The 15,385-nt window shown below is 71.5% G+C and carries 14 protein-coding genes; 2 read left to right on the forward strand and 12 right to left on the reverse strand.

What is annotated here, in order from left to right; translation table 11 throughout:
* Positions 1-35 precede the first annotated feature (35 nt).
* Entirely contained in the window at positions 36-1,763 is a 1,728-nt protein-coding gene (locus tag MIAR_RS16105; protein ID WP_285637997.1) for an ABC transporter ATP-binding protein, read from the reverse strand.
* 193 nt (positions 1,764-1,956) lie between these two features.
* Between MIAR_RS16105 and MIAR_RS16110 the strand changes: the two genes are divergently transcribed.
* A complete protein-coding gene (locus MIAR_RS16110; RefSeq protein WP_285637999.1) occupies positions 1,957-3,114 on the forward strand; it encodes a glycosyltransferase family 4 protein in 1,158 nt (385 codons plus the stop codon).
* A gap of 24 nt (positions 3,115-3,138) precedes the next feature.
* Here MIAR_RS16110 and MIAR_RS16115 read toward each other — a convergent pair whose 3' ends face one another.
* Entirely contained in the window at positions 3,139-4,197 is a 1,059-nt protein-coding gene (locus tag MIAR_RS16115) for an enoyl-CoA hydratase/isomerase family protein (protein WP_285638001.1), read from the reverse strand.
* A gap of 134 nt (positions 4,198-4,331) precedes the next feature.
* Between MIAR_RS16115 and MIAR_RS16120 the strand changes: the two genes are divergently transcribed.
* A complete protein-coding gene (locus MIAR_RS16120) occupies positions 4,332-6,986 on the forward strand; it encodes an ATP-binding cassette domain-containing protein (protein WP_285638003.1) in 2,655 nt (884 codons plus the stop codon).
* A gap of 26 nt (positions 6,987-7,012) precedes the next feature.
* Here the strand turns inward: MIAR_RS16120 and MIAR_RS16125 are convergent, their stop codons facing one another.
* The 10 genes from MIAR_RS16125 to MIAR_RS16170 all read right to left on the reverse strand — a co-directional run bounded on the left by MIAR_RS16125 (position 7,013) and on the right by MIAR_RS16170 (position 15,335).
* Positions 7,013-7,459: a hypothetical protein gene (locus MIAR_RS16125; RefSeq protein ID WP_285638005.1), complete on the reverse strand. Its 447-nt coding sequence runs from the start codon at positions 7,457-7,459 to the stop codon at positions 7,013-7,015.
* A gap of 124 nt (positions 7,460-7,583) precedes the next feature.
* On the reverse strand, positions 7,584-8,906 hold the full coding sequence (gene hemL / locus MIAR_RS16130) for a glutamate-1-semialdehyde 2,1-aminomutase (RefSeq protein ID WP_285638007.1): 1,323 nt from the start codon (positions 8,904-8,906) through the stop codon (positions 7,584-7,586).
* Positions 8,907-9,013: 107 nt separating this feature from the next.
* The gene (gene hemB / locus MIAR_RS16135) at positions 9,014-9,991 is read right to left on the reverse strand and encodes a porphobilinogen synthase (protein WP_285638010.1); all 978 of its coding nucleotides are present in this window, start codon (positions 9,989-9,991) and stop codon (positions 9,014-9,016) included.
* Positions 9,988-10,800 carry a uroporphyrinogen-III synthase gene (locus MIAR_RS16140; RefSeq protein ID WP_285638012.1) on the reverse strand — a complete coding sequence of 271 codons (813 nt, stop codon included), beginning with the start codon at positions 10,798-10,800 and terminating at the stop codon, positions 9,988-9,990. The genes hemB and MIAR_RS16140 overlap by 4 nt, the downstream gene beginning before the upstream one ends.
* A gap of 5 nt (positions 10,801-10,805) precedes the next feature.
* Positions 10,806-11,792 carry a hydroxymethylbilane synthase gene (hemC, locus tag MIAR_RS16145; RefSeq protein WP_285638013.1) on the reverse strand — a complete coding sequence of 329 codons (987 nt, stop codon included), beginning with the start codon at positions 11,790-11,792 and terminating at the stop codon, positions 10,806-10,808.
* The gene (hemQ, locus tag MIAR_RS16150) at positions 11,789-12,481 is read right to left on the reverse strand and encodes a hydrogen peroxide-dependent heme synthase (RefSeq protein ID WP_285638014.1); all 693 of its coding nucleotides are present in this window, start codon (positions 12,479-12,481) and stop codon (positions 11,789-11,791) included. The genes hemC and hemQ overlap by 4 nt, the downstream gene beginning before the upstream one ends.
* 53 nt (positions 12,482-12,534) lie before the next feature.
* Positions 12,535-12,816: a hypothetical protein gene (locus tag MIAR_RS16155; protein WP_285638016.1), complete on the reverse strand. Its 282-nt coding sequence runs from the start codon at positions 12,814-12,816 to the stop codon at positions 12,535-12,537.
* On the reverse strand, positions 12,803-13,210 hold the full coding sequence (locus MIAR_RS16160) for a phage holin family protein (RefSeq protein ID WP_285638018.1): 408 nt from the start codon (positions 13,208-13,210) through the stop codon (positions 12,803-12,805). The genes MIAR_RS16155 and MIAR_RS16160 overlap by 14 nt, the downstream gene beginning before the upstream one ends.
* Position 13,211: 1 nt before the next feature.
* Positions 13,212-13,631, reverse strand: a complete 420-nt coding sequence (locus MIAR_RS16165) for a hypothetical protein (protein WP_285638021.1) — start codon at positions 13,629-13,631, stop codon at positions 13,212-13,214.
* A gap of 144 nt (positions 13,632-13,775) precedes the next feature.
* Positions 13,776-15,335: a protoporphyrinogen/coproporphyrinogen oxidase gene (locus MIAR_RS16170; RefSeq protein WP_285638024.1), complete on the reverse strand. Its 1,560-nt coding sequence runs from the start codon at positions 15,333-15,335 to the stop codon at positions 13,776-13,778.
* Positions 15,336-15,385 lie beyond the last annotated feature (50 nt).

A 15,385-nucleotide genomic window follows, 5' to 3' on the forward strand; every position in this document is an offset into this window, starting at 1 on the left:
GCGCTCACGGCGGCTCATCTTCCTGTCCTCCCCGCTCATGCGTCCACCCCCAGCTGAGACACGACGATCTCCTTGTAGGTCTCGTTGGCGGCGAGCAGCTCATCGTGCGTGCCCACGCCGACGACCTTGCCGTCTTCGAGCACGACGATGCGGTCGGCATCCGTGATCGTCGACACGCGCTGCGCGACGACGATCTTGGTCACGTCCGGCAGCTCGCGCCACAGCGCCTGCCGCAGGCGGGCATCCGTGGTCAGGTCGAGTGCCGAGAACGAGTCGTCGAAGACGAGGATCTGCGGCTGGTGCACGATGGCGCGCGCGATCGCGAGTCGCTGACGCTGACCGCCCGAGACGTTCGTGCCGCCCTGGGAGATGTGCGAGTCCAGCCCGTCGGGCATGTCCTCGACGAAGTCGCGCCCCTGCGCGATCTCGAGCGCCTTCCAGAGCTCCTCATCGGTGGCGTCCTCCCGGCCGTAGCGGAGGTTGGACGCGACCGTGCCGGTGAACAGGAACGGACGCTGCGGCACCAGACCGATGCTCTTCCACAGCGAGTCGAGGTCGGCCTCGCGCACATCGACGCCGCCCACGCTCACGGCGCCGCCGGTGACGTCGAACAGGCGCGGGATGAGGGAGACCAGCGTGGTCTTGCCGGAACCGGTGGAGCCGATGATCGCGACGGTCTCGCCCGGCTCGGCACGGAAGCTGATGCCGCTGAGCACGGGCGACTCGGCGCCGGGGTAGGTGAACTCGACGTCGTCGAAGGCGACCGCCCCGGGAGCCGGGAACTCCTTCACGCCGTTCGCCGGGCGGCTCATCGACGCCTCGGCGTCGAGCACCTCGCCGACGCGCTCGGCGGAGACCGCGGCGCGCGGGATCATCATGGCCATGAAGCTGGACATGATGATGCCCATCATGATCTGGCCGATGTACTGCATGAACGCGAAGATCGTGCCGACCTCGGCGTGGCCGGCGTTGATCTCCACGCCGCCGAACCAGATCACCGCGACGATCGTCACGTTGAGCACCAGCATGAACAGCGGGAACATCAGCACGAACAGCGAGCCGATGTTGCGCCCGAGCACCATCAGGTCGGTGTTGACCTCGCGGAAGCGCCGCTCCTCGATGCGCTCGCGCACGAACGCGCGCACGACCCGCACGCCGGTCAGCTGCTCGCGCATGATGCTGTTGACGCTGTCGATCTTGCGCTGGTTGGCGCGGAAGAGCGGCACCATGCGGCCGATGATCAGCACGGCGATGATGAGCAGCAGCGGCACGGAGACGGCGATCAGCCAGCTGAGGCCGATGTCGGTCTGGATGGCGTAGATGATGCCGCCGATGGCGAGCAGCGGCGCGGTGACGAACATCGTCGCGCCCATCATCGCCAGCATCTGCACCTGCTGCACGTCGTTGGTGTTGCGGGTGATCAGCGAGCCGGCGCCGAACTGCGAGACCTCGCGCTCGGAGAAGCCGCTCACGCGCGCGAACACGTCGGCGCGGATGTCACGACCGGCCGACATCGCCATGCGGGCGGCGAAGAAGGTCGCGAGGACCGAGGCGACGATCTGGCCGAGCGAGACCAGCAGCATGAAGCCGCCGCGGGCCCAGATGTAGCCGATGTCGGCCCTGGCCACGCCCTTGTTGATGATGTCGGCGTTGATCTGCGGCAGGTTGAGAGATGCCATCACGCTGGCGAACTGCAGCACCACGACGAGGAGCAGCAGCCACCAGTATCTGGAGAGGTAGCGAACGAGGAGTTTTCCCAGCACAGGCGGACTTCCTTTTGGGATCGGGGCCCGGAGAGGGCCACATGACAGAGTGCCACGAACCGCGGACATTCGTATCCCCCTCAGGGATGACCTTCGCTGAGGGCGAAACAGGCTCCGGGACCGCTCCCACAGGGCCCGTTTTCCTGGATCCGATCGAGAAATCGGTCAGGGTGCCCCGAATAGACTCGCAGGCATGCGAACCGGTTCTGCTGTCCTGCTGGTCTGCGATTATTCGCTGAAGTACCTGGGCGGCGCGCAGACCGCGTTCGTGCGGCAGGCCGAGGCCCTGGGGAGCGAGGGAGTGCCCGTCGTGGTGCTGGCCCCTGACGCCGACGTGCTGACCGCCGACGGCGTCGTGACCGTCGCACCGCCCCGCCGCGGGACGATCCCCGTGCTGGATCTGCCGCTGCTCGGTCGCGCCGGCGACCTGGAGCCGCTGATGGCCGCGACCGTGCGCCGGCACGACGTGGGCGCGATCGTCGTGCACTCGGAATTCGCCCTGGCATCCGCCGCCCTCTCCGTCGGGAAGCGGCTCGGCATCCCCGTGCTGCACACGGTGCACACCTTCTTCTGGCGCGCGCCGGCCGCGTTGGCGCCGTTCGCACCGCTGGTCTCACGCGTGCACAGCGCGCTGACCGGCATCCGCGACGGCGACCGCTACTCCGGCAGCCATCCGTTGAACAACGCCCTGCGCACCATGACGCTGCGCGTCGCTCAGCGCGCCGACATCGTGCTCTCCCCCTCGCGTCACCAGGCCGAGGCGCTGCGGCAGGCGGGCGCAGGTCACGTGGAGGCGTTCTCGAACGTGGCGCAGCCGCTGCAGGCGACCGATCCCGCGGAAGGCGGTCCGCTGCGGCTGCTGTGGGTGGCCCGCTTCGCGCCGGAGAAGCGCGTCGAGGTCGCGCTCGACGCCATGCGCGCCGTCGTCGCGCGGGTGGGCGCGGATCGCGTGCACCTCGACGTCGCTGGCGGCACGCACCGGCCGGTGCCCGGCGTGACGTTCCACGGCCCGGTTCCCGGCGAGCGCGTAGCGGAGCTGATGGATGCCGCGGATGCCGCGCTCATCACCTCGCTCGGCTTCGACAACCAGCCGATGGTGGCGCTGGAGGCCTTCGCGCACGGGCGCCCCGTCATCGTGAGCGACCCGGTGCTGGCGACGGAGTTCGGCGACGCCGCACTGGGAACGTCGACCCCGGATGCCGCAGGACTGGCCGAGCTGATCCTGCGCCTCGAGGCCGATCGCTCGCTGCTGGACGCGCCGCGTGCCGGCGCGCTCGCCTACGCCAGCGGCCGGGTCGCCGCGGCGCACGTGGCGAAGCTGCAGGAGCTCATCGCGTCCGTGCGCGCCTGAGGCGCGCTGCGTCCTTCAGGTCGCTCAGTCGAACAGGGGCACGTCCGGGACGAACTCGCGCGCGCGAGAGCCGGGGTCCGCCGGAAGATCCGCGATCGTGGCGGGGTTCCACTTCGGGTCGCGGTCCTTGTCGATCAGCTGGGCGCGGATGCCCTCGACCATGTCCGGCTGCGTGGCGAACCACATGATGCGGCGGTACTCGCCCTCCAGCGCCTCGCGCACGCTGCGCATCCGGCGCGCCTCGCGCACGGCATCCAGCGTCACGGCCAGCCCGGTCGGGGCGAGCTCCTCCAGCACGGCGAGCGCCGCGGCAGCATCCGGCTCCTCGGACGCCCGCAGCCGCGAGACGATCTCGCCGACGGTGTCGGCCGAGAACGCCTCGTCGATCCAGGCGCGTGCGGCGAGCGCCGGCGACGGGTCGGGGGTCTCGTCGAACAGCAGCACCAGCTCGTTCGGGGTGCCGGGATCGGCCCGCCACGCCAGCGCCTCCCGCAGCGCGTCGAGCCGCTCAGAGGGGACGTAGTGGTCGGCGAAGCCGAGCTGCACGGCATCCGCTCCGGTCATGCTCTGCCCGGTCAGGCCGAAGTACTCCCCCAGCCTGCCCGGCGCGCGCCCCAGCAGCCAGGTGCCGCCGACGTCGGGGGTGAAGCCGATGCGCGTCTCGGGCATCGCGAGCTTCGAGCGCTCCGTGACGATCCGCACCGCCGCATGACCGGCCAGGCCGATGCCGCCGCCCATCGTGATGCCGTCCGCGAAGGCGACGACGGGCTTCGGGTACTCCGCGATCATCGCGTTCATGGCGTACTCCGCACGGAAGAATGCGGCGACATCACCCGGATGCCCTCCGACGAGCTGCTCGTACAGTGCGCGCACGTCGCCGCCCGCGCACAGTCCGCGCTCGCCCTCGCCGTCGATCAGCACGGTCTCGATGTCGGGGTCGTGCGCCCACGCCTTCAGCGCCTCCGTGATGCGCCCGATCATGTCCTGGTCGAGCGCATTGATGGCCCGCGGACGGTTCAGCGTGATGCGCCCGAGGGAGTTCTCGGCGCGGATGAGGACAGTGGCGGCTTCGGCATCGGTCACGCCGTCAGGCTACTCCGCTTGGCGTTTCGCCCCTATTCGGGGGCCGGGATCGCGGTTTCCGGCAAGGTGAGACCCGGATTCACAGGGTTTTCCGAGAAGATAGGGGGAACTGACTGCAACAGGGGGAGACTGTCATGCCTCAGGGACAGGTGCTCGAGTTCAACCGGGTCACGAAGCGCTTCGGCGACGTGACCGCGGTCGCCGACCTGTCCGTGCGCGTCGAACCCGGCGTCGTCACGGCTTTCCTCGGCCCGAACGGGGCCGGCAAGACGACGTCGCTGCGGATGCTGCTCGGCCAGATCCGCCCGTCCTCGGGCACGGCGACGATCGGCGGTTCCGCCTACTCGGAGCTGCGCCAGCCGCTCCGCTCGATCGGCGCCGTCCTCGAAGAGGCCTCGTACCGTCCGCGCCGCACCGCTGCGCGTCAGCTGTCGATCGCGGCGAAGGCGAACGGCATCCCGGCATCCCGCGTCGACGAGGTGCTGCGCCTGGTCGGCCTGCAGGACGATGCCGACACGCGTCTGGGCAGCTACTCGCTCGGCATGCGCCAGCGCCTGGCCGTGGCATCCGCTCTGCTCGGGGACCCGGGCGTGCTGGTGCTCGACGAGCCCGCGAACGGGCTCGACCCCGAGGGCATCCGGTGGATGCGCCTGCTGATGCGTCGCCTCGCCGACGAGGGCCGTACCGTGCTGGTGTCCTCGCACGTGCTCAGCGAGATCGAGCAGGTCGCCGACGATGTGGTGGTGCTGTCGAAGGGTCGCGCGGTGTTCGCCGGCTCGATCGACAAGCTCGCCGATCCGGCCGGCGGCGCCGTGATCGTGGATGCCGAGCACCGCGCGCAGCTGATCACCGCGCTCTCGGCGGCCAAGCTGAACTTCGACGTGCTGCGCTCCGGCGTGACCGTGCGGGACTCGGATGCCGCGACGGTCGGCGCCATCACCGCCGCTGCCGGCGTGCCCCTGACGCTGCTGCAGCAGCGCGGCCCCAGCCTGGAGGACGTCTTCCTCGATCTCGTCTACGGTCGCCGCTCGGACAGCCCGCGCCTGGACCAGGTGGCCAACCCCGTCGCGCACGCACCGCAGGACGAGGCGGCTTCCGCTCCGGCCGCCGGTCTCGCGACCGCAGGTGCCGCCGCGGTGGTCGCCGACGGCGGTCTGGTCGCGGCCGCGGGCGTCGGCTACGGCACGGCACCGGTGGACATCGTCCCCGGTGTGACGGCGGACGCTGACGGTGCCGCCGTGGATGGCGAGTCCGAGACGGATGCTGCTGCCAGCGACACCGCGGACGCTGGCGCCGCCGATACGTCGGCCGAGGACCCCGATGCCGGCGCCGCCGTGGGGGTGCTGCCCTGGAGCGCGCCGGAGTCCGCTGCGCCTGCCGAGGTGACCGACGGCGATGCGGACGAGGACTCCACCGACGAGGGCGTCGCCGCTGCGTCGACCTCGGGTGCCGAAGACACCGCCGCGGAGAGCGCCGACGAGCCGAACGACCGCGAAGACGCCGGCAGCCCTGCGGAGGGCGACGACACCGACGCCGCGACGAACCTCGATGAGGCGGACGACGCGGACGACGCGGAGGACGCCGGCCGCGAGACCGACGTCGACGAGACCGATGCCGACGGTGGCACGGTGGGGGCCGACGAGGCGAACGCCGACGAAGCGAACCTAGACGAGGCGAACCTCGACGAGGTCAGCGAAGTCGAGGACGCCGGTCACGAGACCGACGGCGACGAGACCGACGGCGACGAGACCAGTGGCCACGAGACGGACGCTGACGGCGCTGGCAGTGACTCGGACTTCGACGAGGCGAACGCCGGCGAGGCGAACGCTGACGACGCAGGCGATGCGCGCGATGCCGCCGAGGGCCCCGCGGACGGCGACGGGGGCCTGTCGCACGACGCCGATGACTCGGCGGACGACACCCACTTCGACGGCGACGAATCCGCGAACGCGGAGGACGCGGGCAGCGGACGCTCGGGCGACGCGCCCGACAACGTGATCGAGTCCGGCGACGACAGCAACAACGACTCCCGCGCCCACGACGACTCCGCCGCCCACGACGACTTCGACGCGCACGGCGACGACGACCCGTCCGAGCACGCCGAACACCCGGCATCCGACGGCGACGGCGACGCCTCCGCCCCGGATGACACCGCGACGGACGAGGCACCGGACGAGGACGATGACGCCGCCACGTCGCTGCGCGATGCGGTGGCGGGACTCTGGGCACCGCGCGTCGTGGACAGCGCCGACACCGGCCGAGCAGACGCTGGGGACGAGGACGAGACCGCAACCCGCGAGGATGTCGCTCCCGAGCAGCCCGCCGCACCGGTCGACCCGGCCGACTTCTTCACCGATCCCGACGAGCGTCCCGGCGTCCTGCCGAACGCCACCGGCGCCATCTCGATCTCGCCGCTGACCGACCGGACGACGTTCACGGAGCTGATCACCGGCATCCCGGCATCCGCGTCTCTCGGCGATACCGAGGCTCCCGCGCCGGCCACCGAGGCGATCCCCGTCTTCACGCCGCCCCTGTCGCACGACGAGGACGACGACGAGGGCGTCGTGGACGACATCCCCGAGGACGACCCGCGCCTGGCCGCGATGCGCAGCTCGCTCTCCAGCGCCGCCAGCCGGTTCTTCGACGGCCCCGCGCCCGACTACCCCTACGGCGATGTCCCGAAGCCGGATGCCGCCGATGAGCAGGAGTCAGCGGACGCCGAGCGGTCGGACGATGACAACGGCGACGAGGGCGACGAGAACCGCGAGGGCGACCAGCACCACGGCTGATCGCCGCAGACCGCGGAAGGCTGGGGTCAGGCCGGCCGAGGCCGGATGACGGGACGCTGACGCGGCTTCGTCACGGGCACCGATCCGGTGGCGATCTCGACGACGTCGGCGGGCTCGGCGCTCACCTCGAGGCGCAGCGACTGCATGAGGGCAAGACCGTGGCGAGTGGTGAGGATCAGCCGCTGGTACTGCTCGTCGCCCTCGAGGTCGATGACCACGCTGGGACGACGCTTGCGGATCAGCACGAAATCCGTCGTGCCCGCGCCCTTCCAGGTGCCTGCGGCCAGGATGCCGGGGATGTAGGTTCCGGGTCCGGGGACGCCGCGCAGCCAGGTCCACGCATCGTCGGTGAGCTGCACGCGGGTGATGTGCTCGCGCTCGACGCGCACGTTCTCGCGGTGGAACGTCGACGCGCGCTCGATCGGCGACAGGACCACCTCGAGTCGCGTCTGATCCAGCAGGAGCGTCACCATCACCCCAGTCTGCCAGCGCCGCCCTGCAAGATGCCTGCGACTTGCTCACAAGGCGGCAACGATCCGTTGTGCGGATCGACGAACGAGAGAGCGACCGGACGCGCGGACGACCGGTCGCGCGGAGTCAGGCGGTGGCGGATGCCGCGGCCGCCGCGGCCGCGGGCAGGGCGGCCTCGATCGCGGCGAGCTCCACCTCGTCGTGCGCGGCCGTGAGGAACCACGCCTCGAAAACGCTCGGGGGCAGCGCGATCCCCTGCTCGCGCATGGCGTGGAAGAACGGCGCGTACCGGAACGACTCCTGAGCCTGCGCCTCCGCGTAGGTCTTCGGCGCCTCGGCCGAGAAGGCCACGCCGAACAGGCTGCCGGCGCGCGGCACGGCGTGCACGACGCCCGCATTGGTCAGGGCGCGGTGGAGAGCATCGGCCAGGCGGGATGCCGCGGCGTCGATCTTCGCATACACCTCGGGCGTCGCCAGGCGCAGCGTCGCCAGGCCCGCCGCGACCGAGAGCGGGTTGCCCGACAGCGTGCCGGCCTGATAGACCGGGCCCACCGGCGCCAGCAGGTCCATGACCGAGGCGCGTCCCCCGAGCGCCGCGAGCGGCATCCCGCCGCCGACGACCTTGCCGAAGGTGATGATGTCGGGCAGGTACTGCTCGCCGGCCTCCTGCTGCAGGCCCCAGTAGCCGGCCGGGTGCACGCGGAACCCGGTGAGCACCTCGTCAAGGATCATCAGCGCGCCGTGCGCGTGCGCGGTCTCGGCGATCAGCCTGTTGAAGCCGGGCAGCGGCGGGACGACGCCCATGTTCGCGGACGCGGCCTCGACGATCACCGCGGCGATGCGGTCGCCGTGCTCTGCGAAGACCTCGGCGAGGGCATCCGGGTCGTTGTAGTCGATCACGAGCGTCTGCGCGGCGATCGGAGCGGGCACACCGGCCGAACCGGGCAGCGCGAGCGTCGCGACGCCGGAGCCGGCGGCGGCCAGCAGCCCGTCGGAATGCCCGTGGTAGTGACCGGCGAACTTCACCAGCAGGTCGCGTCCGGTGGCGCCGCGGGCCAGGCGGATGGCTGTCATGGTCGCCTCGGTACCGGTCGACACCATGCGCACGTGCTCGACCGGGCGCGCGTCGCCCGCCTGCACGCGATCGGCGATCAGCTGCGCGAGCTCGACCTCCCCCTCCGTGGGGGCGCCGAAGGACAGACCGCGGGTCGCGGCCTCCTGCACCGCTCGCACGACCTCGGGGTGCGTGTGACCGAGCAGCGCCGGGCCCCAGGACGCGACGAGGTCGATGTACTCCGTGCCCGCGGCATCCGTCACCCTGGCGCCGTTCGCGGATGCCAGGAACCGGGGCGTCCCGCCCACCGAGCCGTACGCCCGCACCGGCGAGTTCACGCCTCCGGGGATCACCGCGCGGGCGGCGTCGAACAGGGTGTCATTGCGGTCGGTCATGGATACAAGCCTACGGATGCCGGCTATGTGCGCGCCTCAGCGGACGCTCCAGGCTGTTTCCCTGATCCACGCTGTTTCGCACAGTGCGAAACAGATCCGGGCGCCACTCAGCGCAGCCACTCGGCCGCTTCGACCGCCCAGTACGTCAGCACGGCGTCGGCACCGGCGCGCCGGATCGACAGCAGCGACTCCAGGATGGCCGCGCGGCGGTCGATCCAGCCGTTCGCGGCGGCGGACTCGATCATCGCGTACTCGCCCGAGACCTGGTACGCCCACACCGGCACGTCCACGGCGTCGCGCACCTCGCGCACCATGTCGAGGAACGCCATCGCCGGCTTCACCATCACGATGTCGGCACCCTCGTCCACGTCGAACAGCGCCTCGCGCACGCCCTCGCGGCGGTTGCCGGCATCCATCTGGTAGGTGCGGCGGTCGCCCTTCAGCTGCGAGTCCACGGCCTCACGGAAGGGACCGTAGAAGGCGCTGGCGTACTTGGCCGAGTAGGCCAGCAGCAGGGTGTCCTGGAAGCCCTCGGTGTCGAGCGCCTCGCGGATCGCGGCGACCTGGCCGTCCATCATGCCGCTCAGGCCGAGCAGCTGCGAGCCGGCCCGCGCCTGCGCGAGAGCCATCGAGCGGTAGCGGTCCAGCGTCGCGTCGTTGTCGACGGCACCCGAGGTGTCGAGGACCCCGCAGTGCCCGTGGTCGGTGAACTCGTCCAGGCACAGGTCGGTCTGCACGACCAGGGCGTCGCCCACCTCGGCGGCGACCGCGGCGGTCGCGACGTTCAGGATGCCCTCGGGGTCGTCCGCACCCGAGCCGTCGGCGTCGCGCACCTCGGGGATGCCGAACAGCATGACTCCGCCGATGCCGGTCTCAGCGGCATCCGCTGCCGCCCGGCGCAGCGAGTCGAGCGAGTGCTGCACGACACCGGGCATGGAGCCGATCGCCGCGGGCTCGGACAGGTCCTCGCGGACGAACATCGGCAGCACCAGCTGCTGCGCCGAGAGCGAGGTCTCGCGCACCAGGTTCCGCACCGGGGCGGACTGGCGCAGCCGGCGCAGCCGGGTCTCGGGGAAGCGGGTCATGAGGTGAACTCGTCCGCCGCGAACTCGTCCGCCGCGTGCGGGAGGGTGAAGTGCGACACCGTCTCGATCAGCGCGTCCACGGTCTGCCGGTCGGCGACGACGGAGATCGGCAGACCCGCCTTCTGCGCGTCCTTCGCGGTACGGGGGCCGATGGCCGCGAGCAGCGTGGAATCGGGGATCTCGGGGAACTGCTCGCGCACCTGACTCGCGACCGAGCCGCTGGTGATCAGGATGGCGTTGATGCGGCCGTTCTCCACATCACGGCGGATGCGGTCGGTGACCGGCACCCCCACCGTGCGGTAGGCGACCACGCTGTCGACGTCGTGGCCGGCGTCGTTGAGCAGGACGGAGAGCACGGGCTTGGCGATCTCGCTGCGCAGCGACAGGACGCGACGGGGCTCCGGCTCGAGGGCGATCATCTGCTCGGCCATTCCCGCCGCCGAGTTGTCGAGCTCCGGGACGAGGGCGACCTCGTAGCCCACCGCGAGCAGAGCGGCCGCGGTGGTCTCGCCGACGGCGGCGATCTTCGTGCGCTTGGGCACCGTGACCCGGTGTGCGAACAGCACGTCCACCGTGGTGGCGCTCGTGACGGTCAGCCAGTCGTAGTGGCCCTCCTGCAGCCGCTCGAGCGCGGCATCCAGAGCATCCTGATCCGTGGTGGGGGCGAAGTTGATCAGCGGGGCCACGACGGGCACTGCTCCCTGCGCTCGCAGGCTCGCGGCGACGCTGTCGCCCCACGGGCCACCACGGGGCACGAGGACGCGCCAACCGTCCAGCGGCTTGGCCGTTTTCGTTTCGGAAGCAGTCATCAGGATCACTCTCGCGGGAGAAGGTCGGCCGCTCCCTGTTCGAGCAGCCGATGGGCTGCAGACATGCCGATGTCACGGATCGCGCGCATCGGGTCTGCACCATCGGCAGCACTTGCTCCGTTGCCACTGCCGTTCCGACGAATATACCCCCCGTTCAGGGACTCCGTGACGTCGATTCCGATCCGGCCCGTTCCGGCCGGCTCGTACACGACGCTGCGGATGCGGATGCTGTCGCCTGTGACCTGCGCGTGGGCGGCCATCGGCGCCTGGCATCCGGCCTCGAGACCGGCGAGGATCGCCCGCTCGACCGTCACCGCGATGCGGGTGTCCTCGTCGTCGAGCTCGGCGAGCGCGGCGAGCAGGTCGGCCGGGGCATCCGACAGGGTCTCGACCGCCAGCGATCCCTGGCCCGGAGCCGTGGGCCACTCGGCCAGGCCGAGGTGCTCCCGGTGCAGGGCGGAGTCCGCCCCGAGCCGGCTCAGCCCTGCGGCGGCGAGGATCACGGCATCCAGCTCCCCCGACGCGACCCGCTCCAGACGCGAGTCGACGTTCCCGCGGATGTCGACGGCCTCCGCGTGCGGCGCGCGGCGGCGCACCTGGGCGATACGGCGCGGAGCGCCGGTGCCGACCCGCGCACCGGCGGGCAGCTCATGCAGCGGGGTGCCGTCTCGCGTGATCGCGACGTCGCGGGCGTCCTCGCGGACCGGTGTCGCGGCGATGACGAGGCCGTCGGGCTGAGCTGTCGGCAGATCCTTCAGGGAGTGCACCAGGATGTCGCACTCCCCCGCCACGAGCGCTTCGCGCAGCCTGTTGGCGAACACCCCGGTGCCGCCGATCTCGGAGAGGGATGCCCGGTTGGTGTCGCCCTCGGACACGATCGGCACCAGCTCGACCGGGCGTCCGATGATCTTCGCGAGGGCGTCCGCGACGTGCCCGGACTGCGCCTGCGCGAGCGCGCTGCGCCGGGTGCCGAGACGGATGGGAGCGGTCACTGCAGCACGTCGGCGATCTCGTCGAGGCGCAGGCGGCGCCCGGTGTAGAAGGGCACCTCCTCCTTCACGAAGCGGCGGGCCTCGGTGTAGCGCAGGTCGCGCATCAGGTCGACCAGCTCGGTCGGGTCATCGGCCTCGAGCGGCAGCAGCCACTCGTAGTCGCCGAGGGCGAAGGCGGCGACAGTGTTGGCGATCACGCCGCGGTGCGCGGCCCCCTTGCGCCCGTGGTCCGCGAGCATCTGCCTGCGGTCGTCCTCGGAGGCGAGGTACCACTCGGGGGTGCGCACGAACGGGTAGAGGCAGAGCCAGCCCTTCGCCTCGACACCGCGGAGGAAGCCGGGCACGTGCGCGCGGTTGAACTCGGCGTCGCGGTGCACGCCCATCACGTTCCACACCGGCAGCAGCGGGCGCAGCAGGTCGGTGCGGCGCAGTCGGCGCAGGGCGCGCTGCAGCTCCTCGGCGGTGTCGCCGTGCAGCCAGACCATCAGGTCGGCGTCGGCCTTCAGACCGCTGACGTCGTAGAAACCGCGCACGGAGACACCGGATTCCTCGATGTCCGCGACGATGGTCTCGATCTCGACGGACTCGGTCTCGGTGACCGGCGCGTCGGGGTTTCGGCGCCAGACGGCCCAGAGGGTGAAGCCTGCAGGGGCGGATTCGGATGGGATGTCTTCACGAACTTCCGGCATGCATCCAGTCTGCCCCTTCCTGAGGGGTGCCGCGTACCTGGAGACCTCGGTCCCTAGCGGGAGACCGCGCGCGCGAGCACCCAGACGACGCCGCCGACAACGGCGGCGACCCCGGCGACGGCCGCGGCCGCGGCGATCGGGTTGCGCCGGGCGAAGGCGCGAGCCTTGAGGATGCCGCGCTCCGACGCCTCCTCGACCCGTCGGGGCACGTTGCCCTTGATCTCGATCGCGGCCAGCGCGGCCTTGAGCTCGGCACGAGCGGATGCCACCGGGTCGACGATGCCGGCGGGAACGGCCGTGCGGGGCAGGGACGCCTTGGGGTCAGAATTCGTCATCGTCGGGCTCCTTCATCAGGCGGACGTCGGTGGCCACGGCCTGTCCCGGGTTCTCCCGCTTCACGACCTTGCGGAAGCGCAGCACGCCCAGCAGGCCGAACACGGCGATGGCCACGAAGAGGAACACGAAGACCGCGAGCGCGGCCAGCCAGGCCGGCCACCACGAGGCCAGGCCGATGATCCCGAAGGCCAGCAGCACGGGGATCGCCCAGAACAGCAGGAACAGCACGATGACGAACCACAGGCTGCCGATCCCGGCATCCTTCGCCGTGCGGGACACCCAGGCCTTGGCGGCGTCGATCTCGGCTGTGACGAGGTTGCGCACCAGCTCGGGCAGATCGCCGAGCAGCGTCAGCAGGCTGTCGTCGGCGCGATCGCGGTATCCGCGGGTCATGTCACTCCGCCTCTGAGGTCTTCTTCTTCGCCGTGCCGGAGGACTTCGCGGTCGTGCTCTTGGCGGCGGTCTTCGTGGCGGTGGTGCGCTTGGCCTCGGCCGCGGCGTCCTTCGCGGCATCCGCGACATCCTCCGCGGCGTCCTTGGCCGCATCCGCGGCCGAGTGGAGCCTCTGCTCGGGCGTGCCCGCGCTGGAGACGGCCTTGACGACGTTCACCGCGCCGGTCCACAGTGCGCCCGGAACGGCCGCCGCCTGCGCCTTGGCGAAGTCCTGTGCGCGCGTGACCTGCTTCTGCACCGGGTCGAGGTGCCAGACCTTGAGCCACTGCGTCTTGATCTGCTCATAGCGCTCCCGCCCTGCGCGGGTGCCGAGCACATAACCTACGCCGAGTCCGACGACGAGTCCGATCTTCCCCTTCATGGGAGCCTCCTGACGTTTGTTGCGGCGTCTTCGCCGAAGGCCGAACCGTCTTGCCCCCGAACGATCGTGTTCCAGGGTAGTCGCATATTCCTGATTAGGCATCTACTCTTGCGCGCAGACGGACTATGGCGTAATGGGGCGTCTTCAGCGATCCCAGAGCAGCTGGCTGCGCAGCCGGTCGGCCTCTTCCGCGGCATCCGGGACGACCTGTGCCAGACCGGTGCCCGCGAGCCAGGCCCCCACCACGGCGAGGCGCGGGGTGTTCCGCACCGCCTCGCGCACCGCGGCACGGCGCTCGGTCGCGCCGATCAGCGAGGTCGGCTGCGACTGCACGAAGCGTGCGCGGTGCGAGGCGCGCAACTGCTCGGGGCGCAGCCGGACGCCGAGCAGAGCGGATGCCTCGGACAGCGCGAGCCGCGCTGCCGCGTCGTCGTCGAGCGGGGCGGTCGCGGCGGCCTCCCCCTGCGTGCCGAAGGAGACGCGCACGACATGGCGGCCGCCCGCGGCGCGACGCAGCCAGCCCCACTTCGCCGTGGAGTGCGTGAGCGCCTTGGCCGTGTGGCTGCCCGGGACGGTGAGCACTCCGCTGCCGCGGGGAGCGGAGTCGAGCTCGGGGGCGTCCAGCAGCAGCGTGACGATCTCGATCTCGGGTGCCGCACCGGGGTCGCTCAGCCCGGTCATGTGCGGGGCGAGCAGGGTGCGCGCGGAGGGCTCCGCGGTGGCGATGACCACGGCGGTCGCGGTGAGAGGCTCGGGTGCGTCCGTGGCCGGGGCATCCGGCGCCGGGACGTCCGGGGAGACGAGGGCGTCGTCGCCGCGCACGGCATCAGGTTCCACGACATCCGGTTCCGAGGCATCCGCCGCGACGGTTCCGAGTTCCTCGAACGCGACCGTCCAGCCCTCTCCGCTGCGATCGAGCCGCACCGCGCGCGTTCCGGTGCGCACGTCCGCGCCGAAGAGCGCCAGCTCGTCGCGGAGCGCGTCGACGATCCGCCCCATGCCGCCGTCGATGCCCAGCACAGCGGCGCCCGGCGTCTTGCCCGCACGGTCGCCCTGCAGGGCGAGCACCGCGCCGCTCAGCGACCCGACGCGCGTGAGGGCGGCGCTCAGGCCGGGTGCGGCGATCTCGACGTCGACGTCTTCGGGCAGTGCGGAGTACACGCCGGCGGTGACCGGGGCGACCAGTCTGTCGCGCACGCGGGCGCCCATGCGCGTCGTGACGAGCCGGCCCAGGCTCTGCTGATGCCCGATGGTCAGCGGCGGGCGCAGCCGGTCGAGGTAGGCCCGCCACACGCCCCGCCAGCCGATGATCGCCCGCACGTCCTCCTGGAACGGATTGGCAGGGATCCCGAGCAGCCCGCCCTTGGGAAGCGGAGCATCCGGTGCTCCGGGGATGCCGCTGAGCCAGGCACCGCCGCCCTCCGGCGGGGCGACCGCATCGGAGAGCCCGAGCTCGTCCACGAGTGCGCGCACGTGCCCGCCGCGAGTCGCGAAGCTCTCGGCACCGGCGTCGACGATGATCCCGTCGAGCTCGGCCGTGCGGATGCTGCCGCCGAGCTGCTCCTCGGCCTCGAGCAGGGTCACCCGCATGCCGACCTTCGCGCACTCGCGGGCGGCGACGAGACCACCGATGCCTCCGCCGATCACGACGACGTGCTGTTCGGCGGCGCGGGCGGCGATGTCGACCGGATGCTCGGAGCTCATGCTCCGATTCTTCCATCCGGCCCTATGCGCGCGGCGCGGCGGCCGGGCAG

The organism is Microbacterium arabinogalactanolyticum (assembly GCF_030268005.1).
GTDB classification, from domain to species: domain Bacteria; phylum Actinomycetota; class Actinomycetes; order Actinomycetales; family Microbacteriaceae; genus Microbacterium; species Microbacterium arabinogalactanolyticum.

Excerpts from the sequence above, each read along its gene's own strand:
- MIAR_RS16110 (WP_285637999.1), top strand. The coding sequence starts at position 1,957 with ATGCGAACCGGTTCTGCTGTCCTGCTGGTCTGCGATTATTCGCTGAAG.
- MIAR_RS16120 (WP_285638003.1), top strand. The coding sequence starts at position 4,332 with ATGCCTCAGGGACAGGTGCTCGAGTTCAACCGGGTCACGAAGCGCTTC.
- MIAR_RS16125 (WP_285638005.1), bottom strand. The coding sequence starts at position 7,459 with ATGGTGACGCTCCTGCTGGATCAGACGCGACTCGAGGTGGTCCTGTCG.
- hemL (WP_285638007.1), bottom strand. The coding sequence starts at position 8,906 with ATGACCGACCGCAATGACACCCTGTTCGACGCCGCCCGCGCGGTGATC.
- hemB (WP_285638010.1), bottom strand. The coding sequence starts at position 9,991 with ATGACCCGCTTCCCCGAGACCCGGCTGCGCCGGCTGCGCCAGTCCGCC.
- MIAR_RS16140 (WP_285638012.1), bottom strand. The coding sequence starts at position 10,800 with ATGACTGCTTCCGAAACGAAAACGGCCAAGCCGCTGGACGGTTGGCGC.
- hemQ (WP_285638014.1), bottom strand. The coding sequence starts at position 12,481 with ATGCCGGAAGTTCGTGAAGACATCCCATCCGAATCCGCCCCTGCAGGC.
- MIAR_RS16155 (WP_285638016.1), bottom strand. The coding sequence starts at position 12,816 with ATGACGAATTCTGACCCCAAGGCGTCCCTGCCCCGCACGGCCGTTCCC.
- MIAR_RS16160 (WP_285638018.1), bottom strand. The coding sequence starts at position 13,210 with ATGACCCGCGGATACCGCGATCGCGCCGACGACAGCCTGCTGACGCTG.
- MIAR_RS16165 (WP_285638021.1), bottom strand. The coding sequence starts at position 13,631 with ATGAAGGGGAAGATCGGACTCGTCGTCGGACTCGGCGTAGGTTATGTG.
- MIAR_RS16170 (WP_285638024.1), bottom strand. The coding sequence starts at position 15,335 with ATGAGCTCCGAGCATCCGGTCGACATCGCCGCCCGCGCCGCCGAACAG.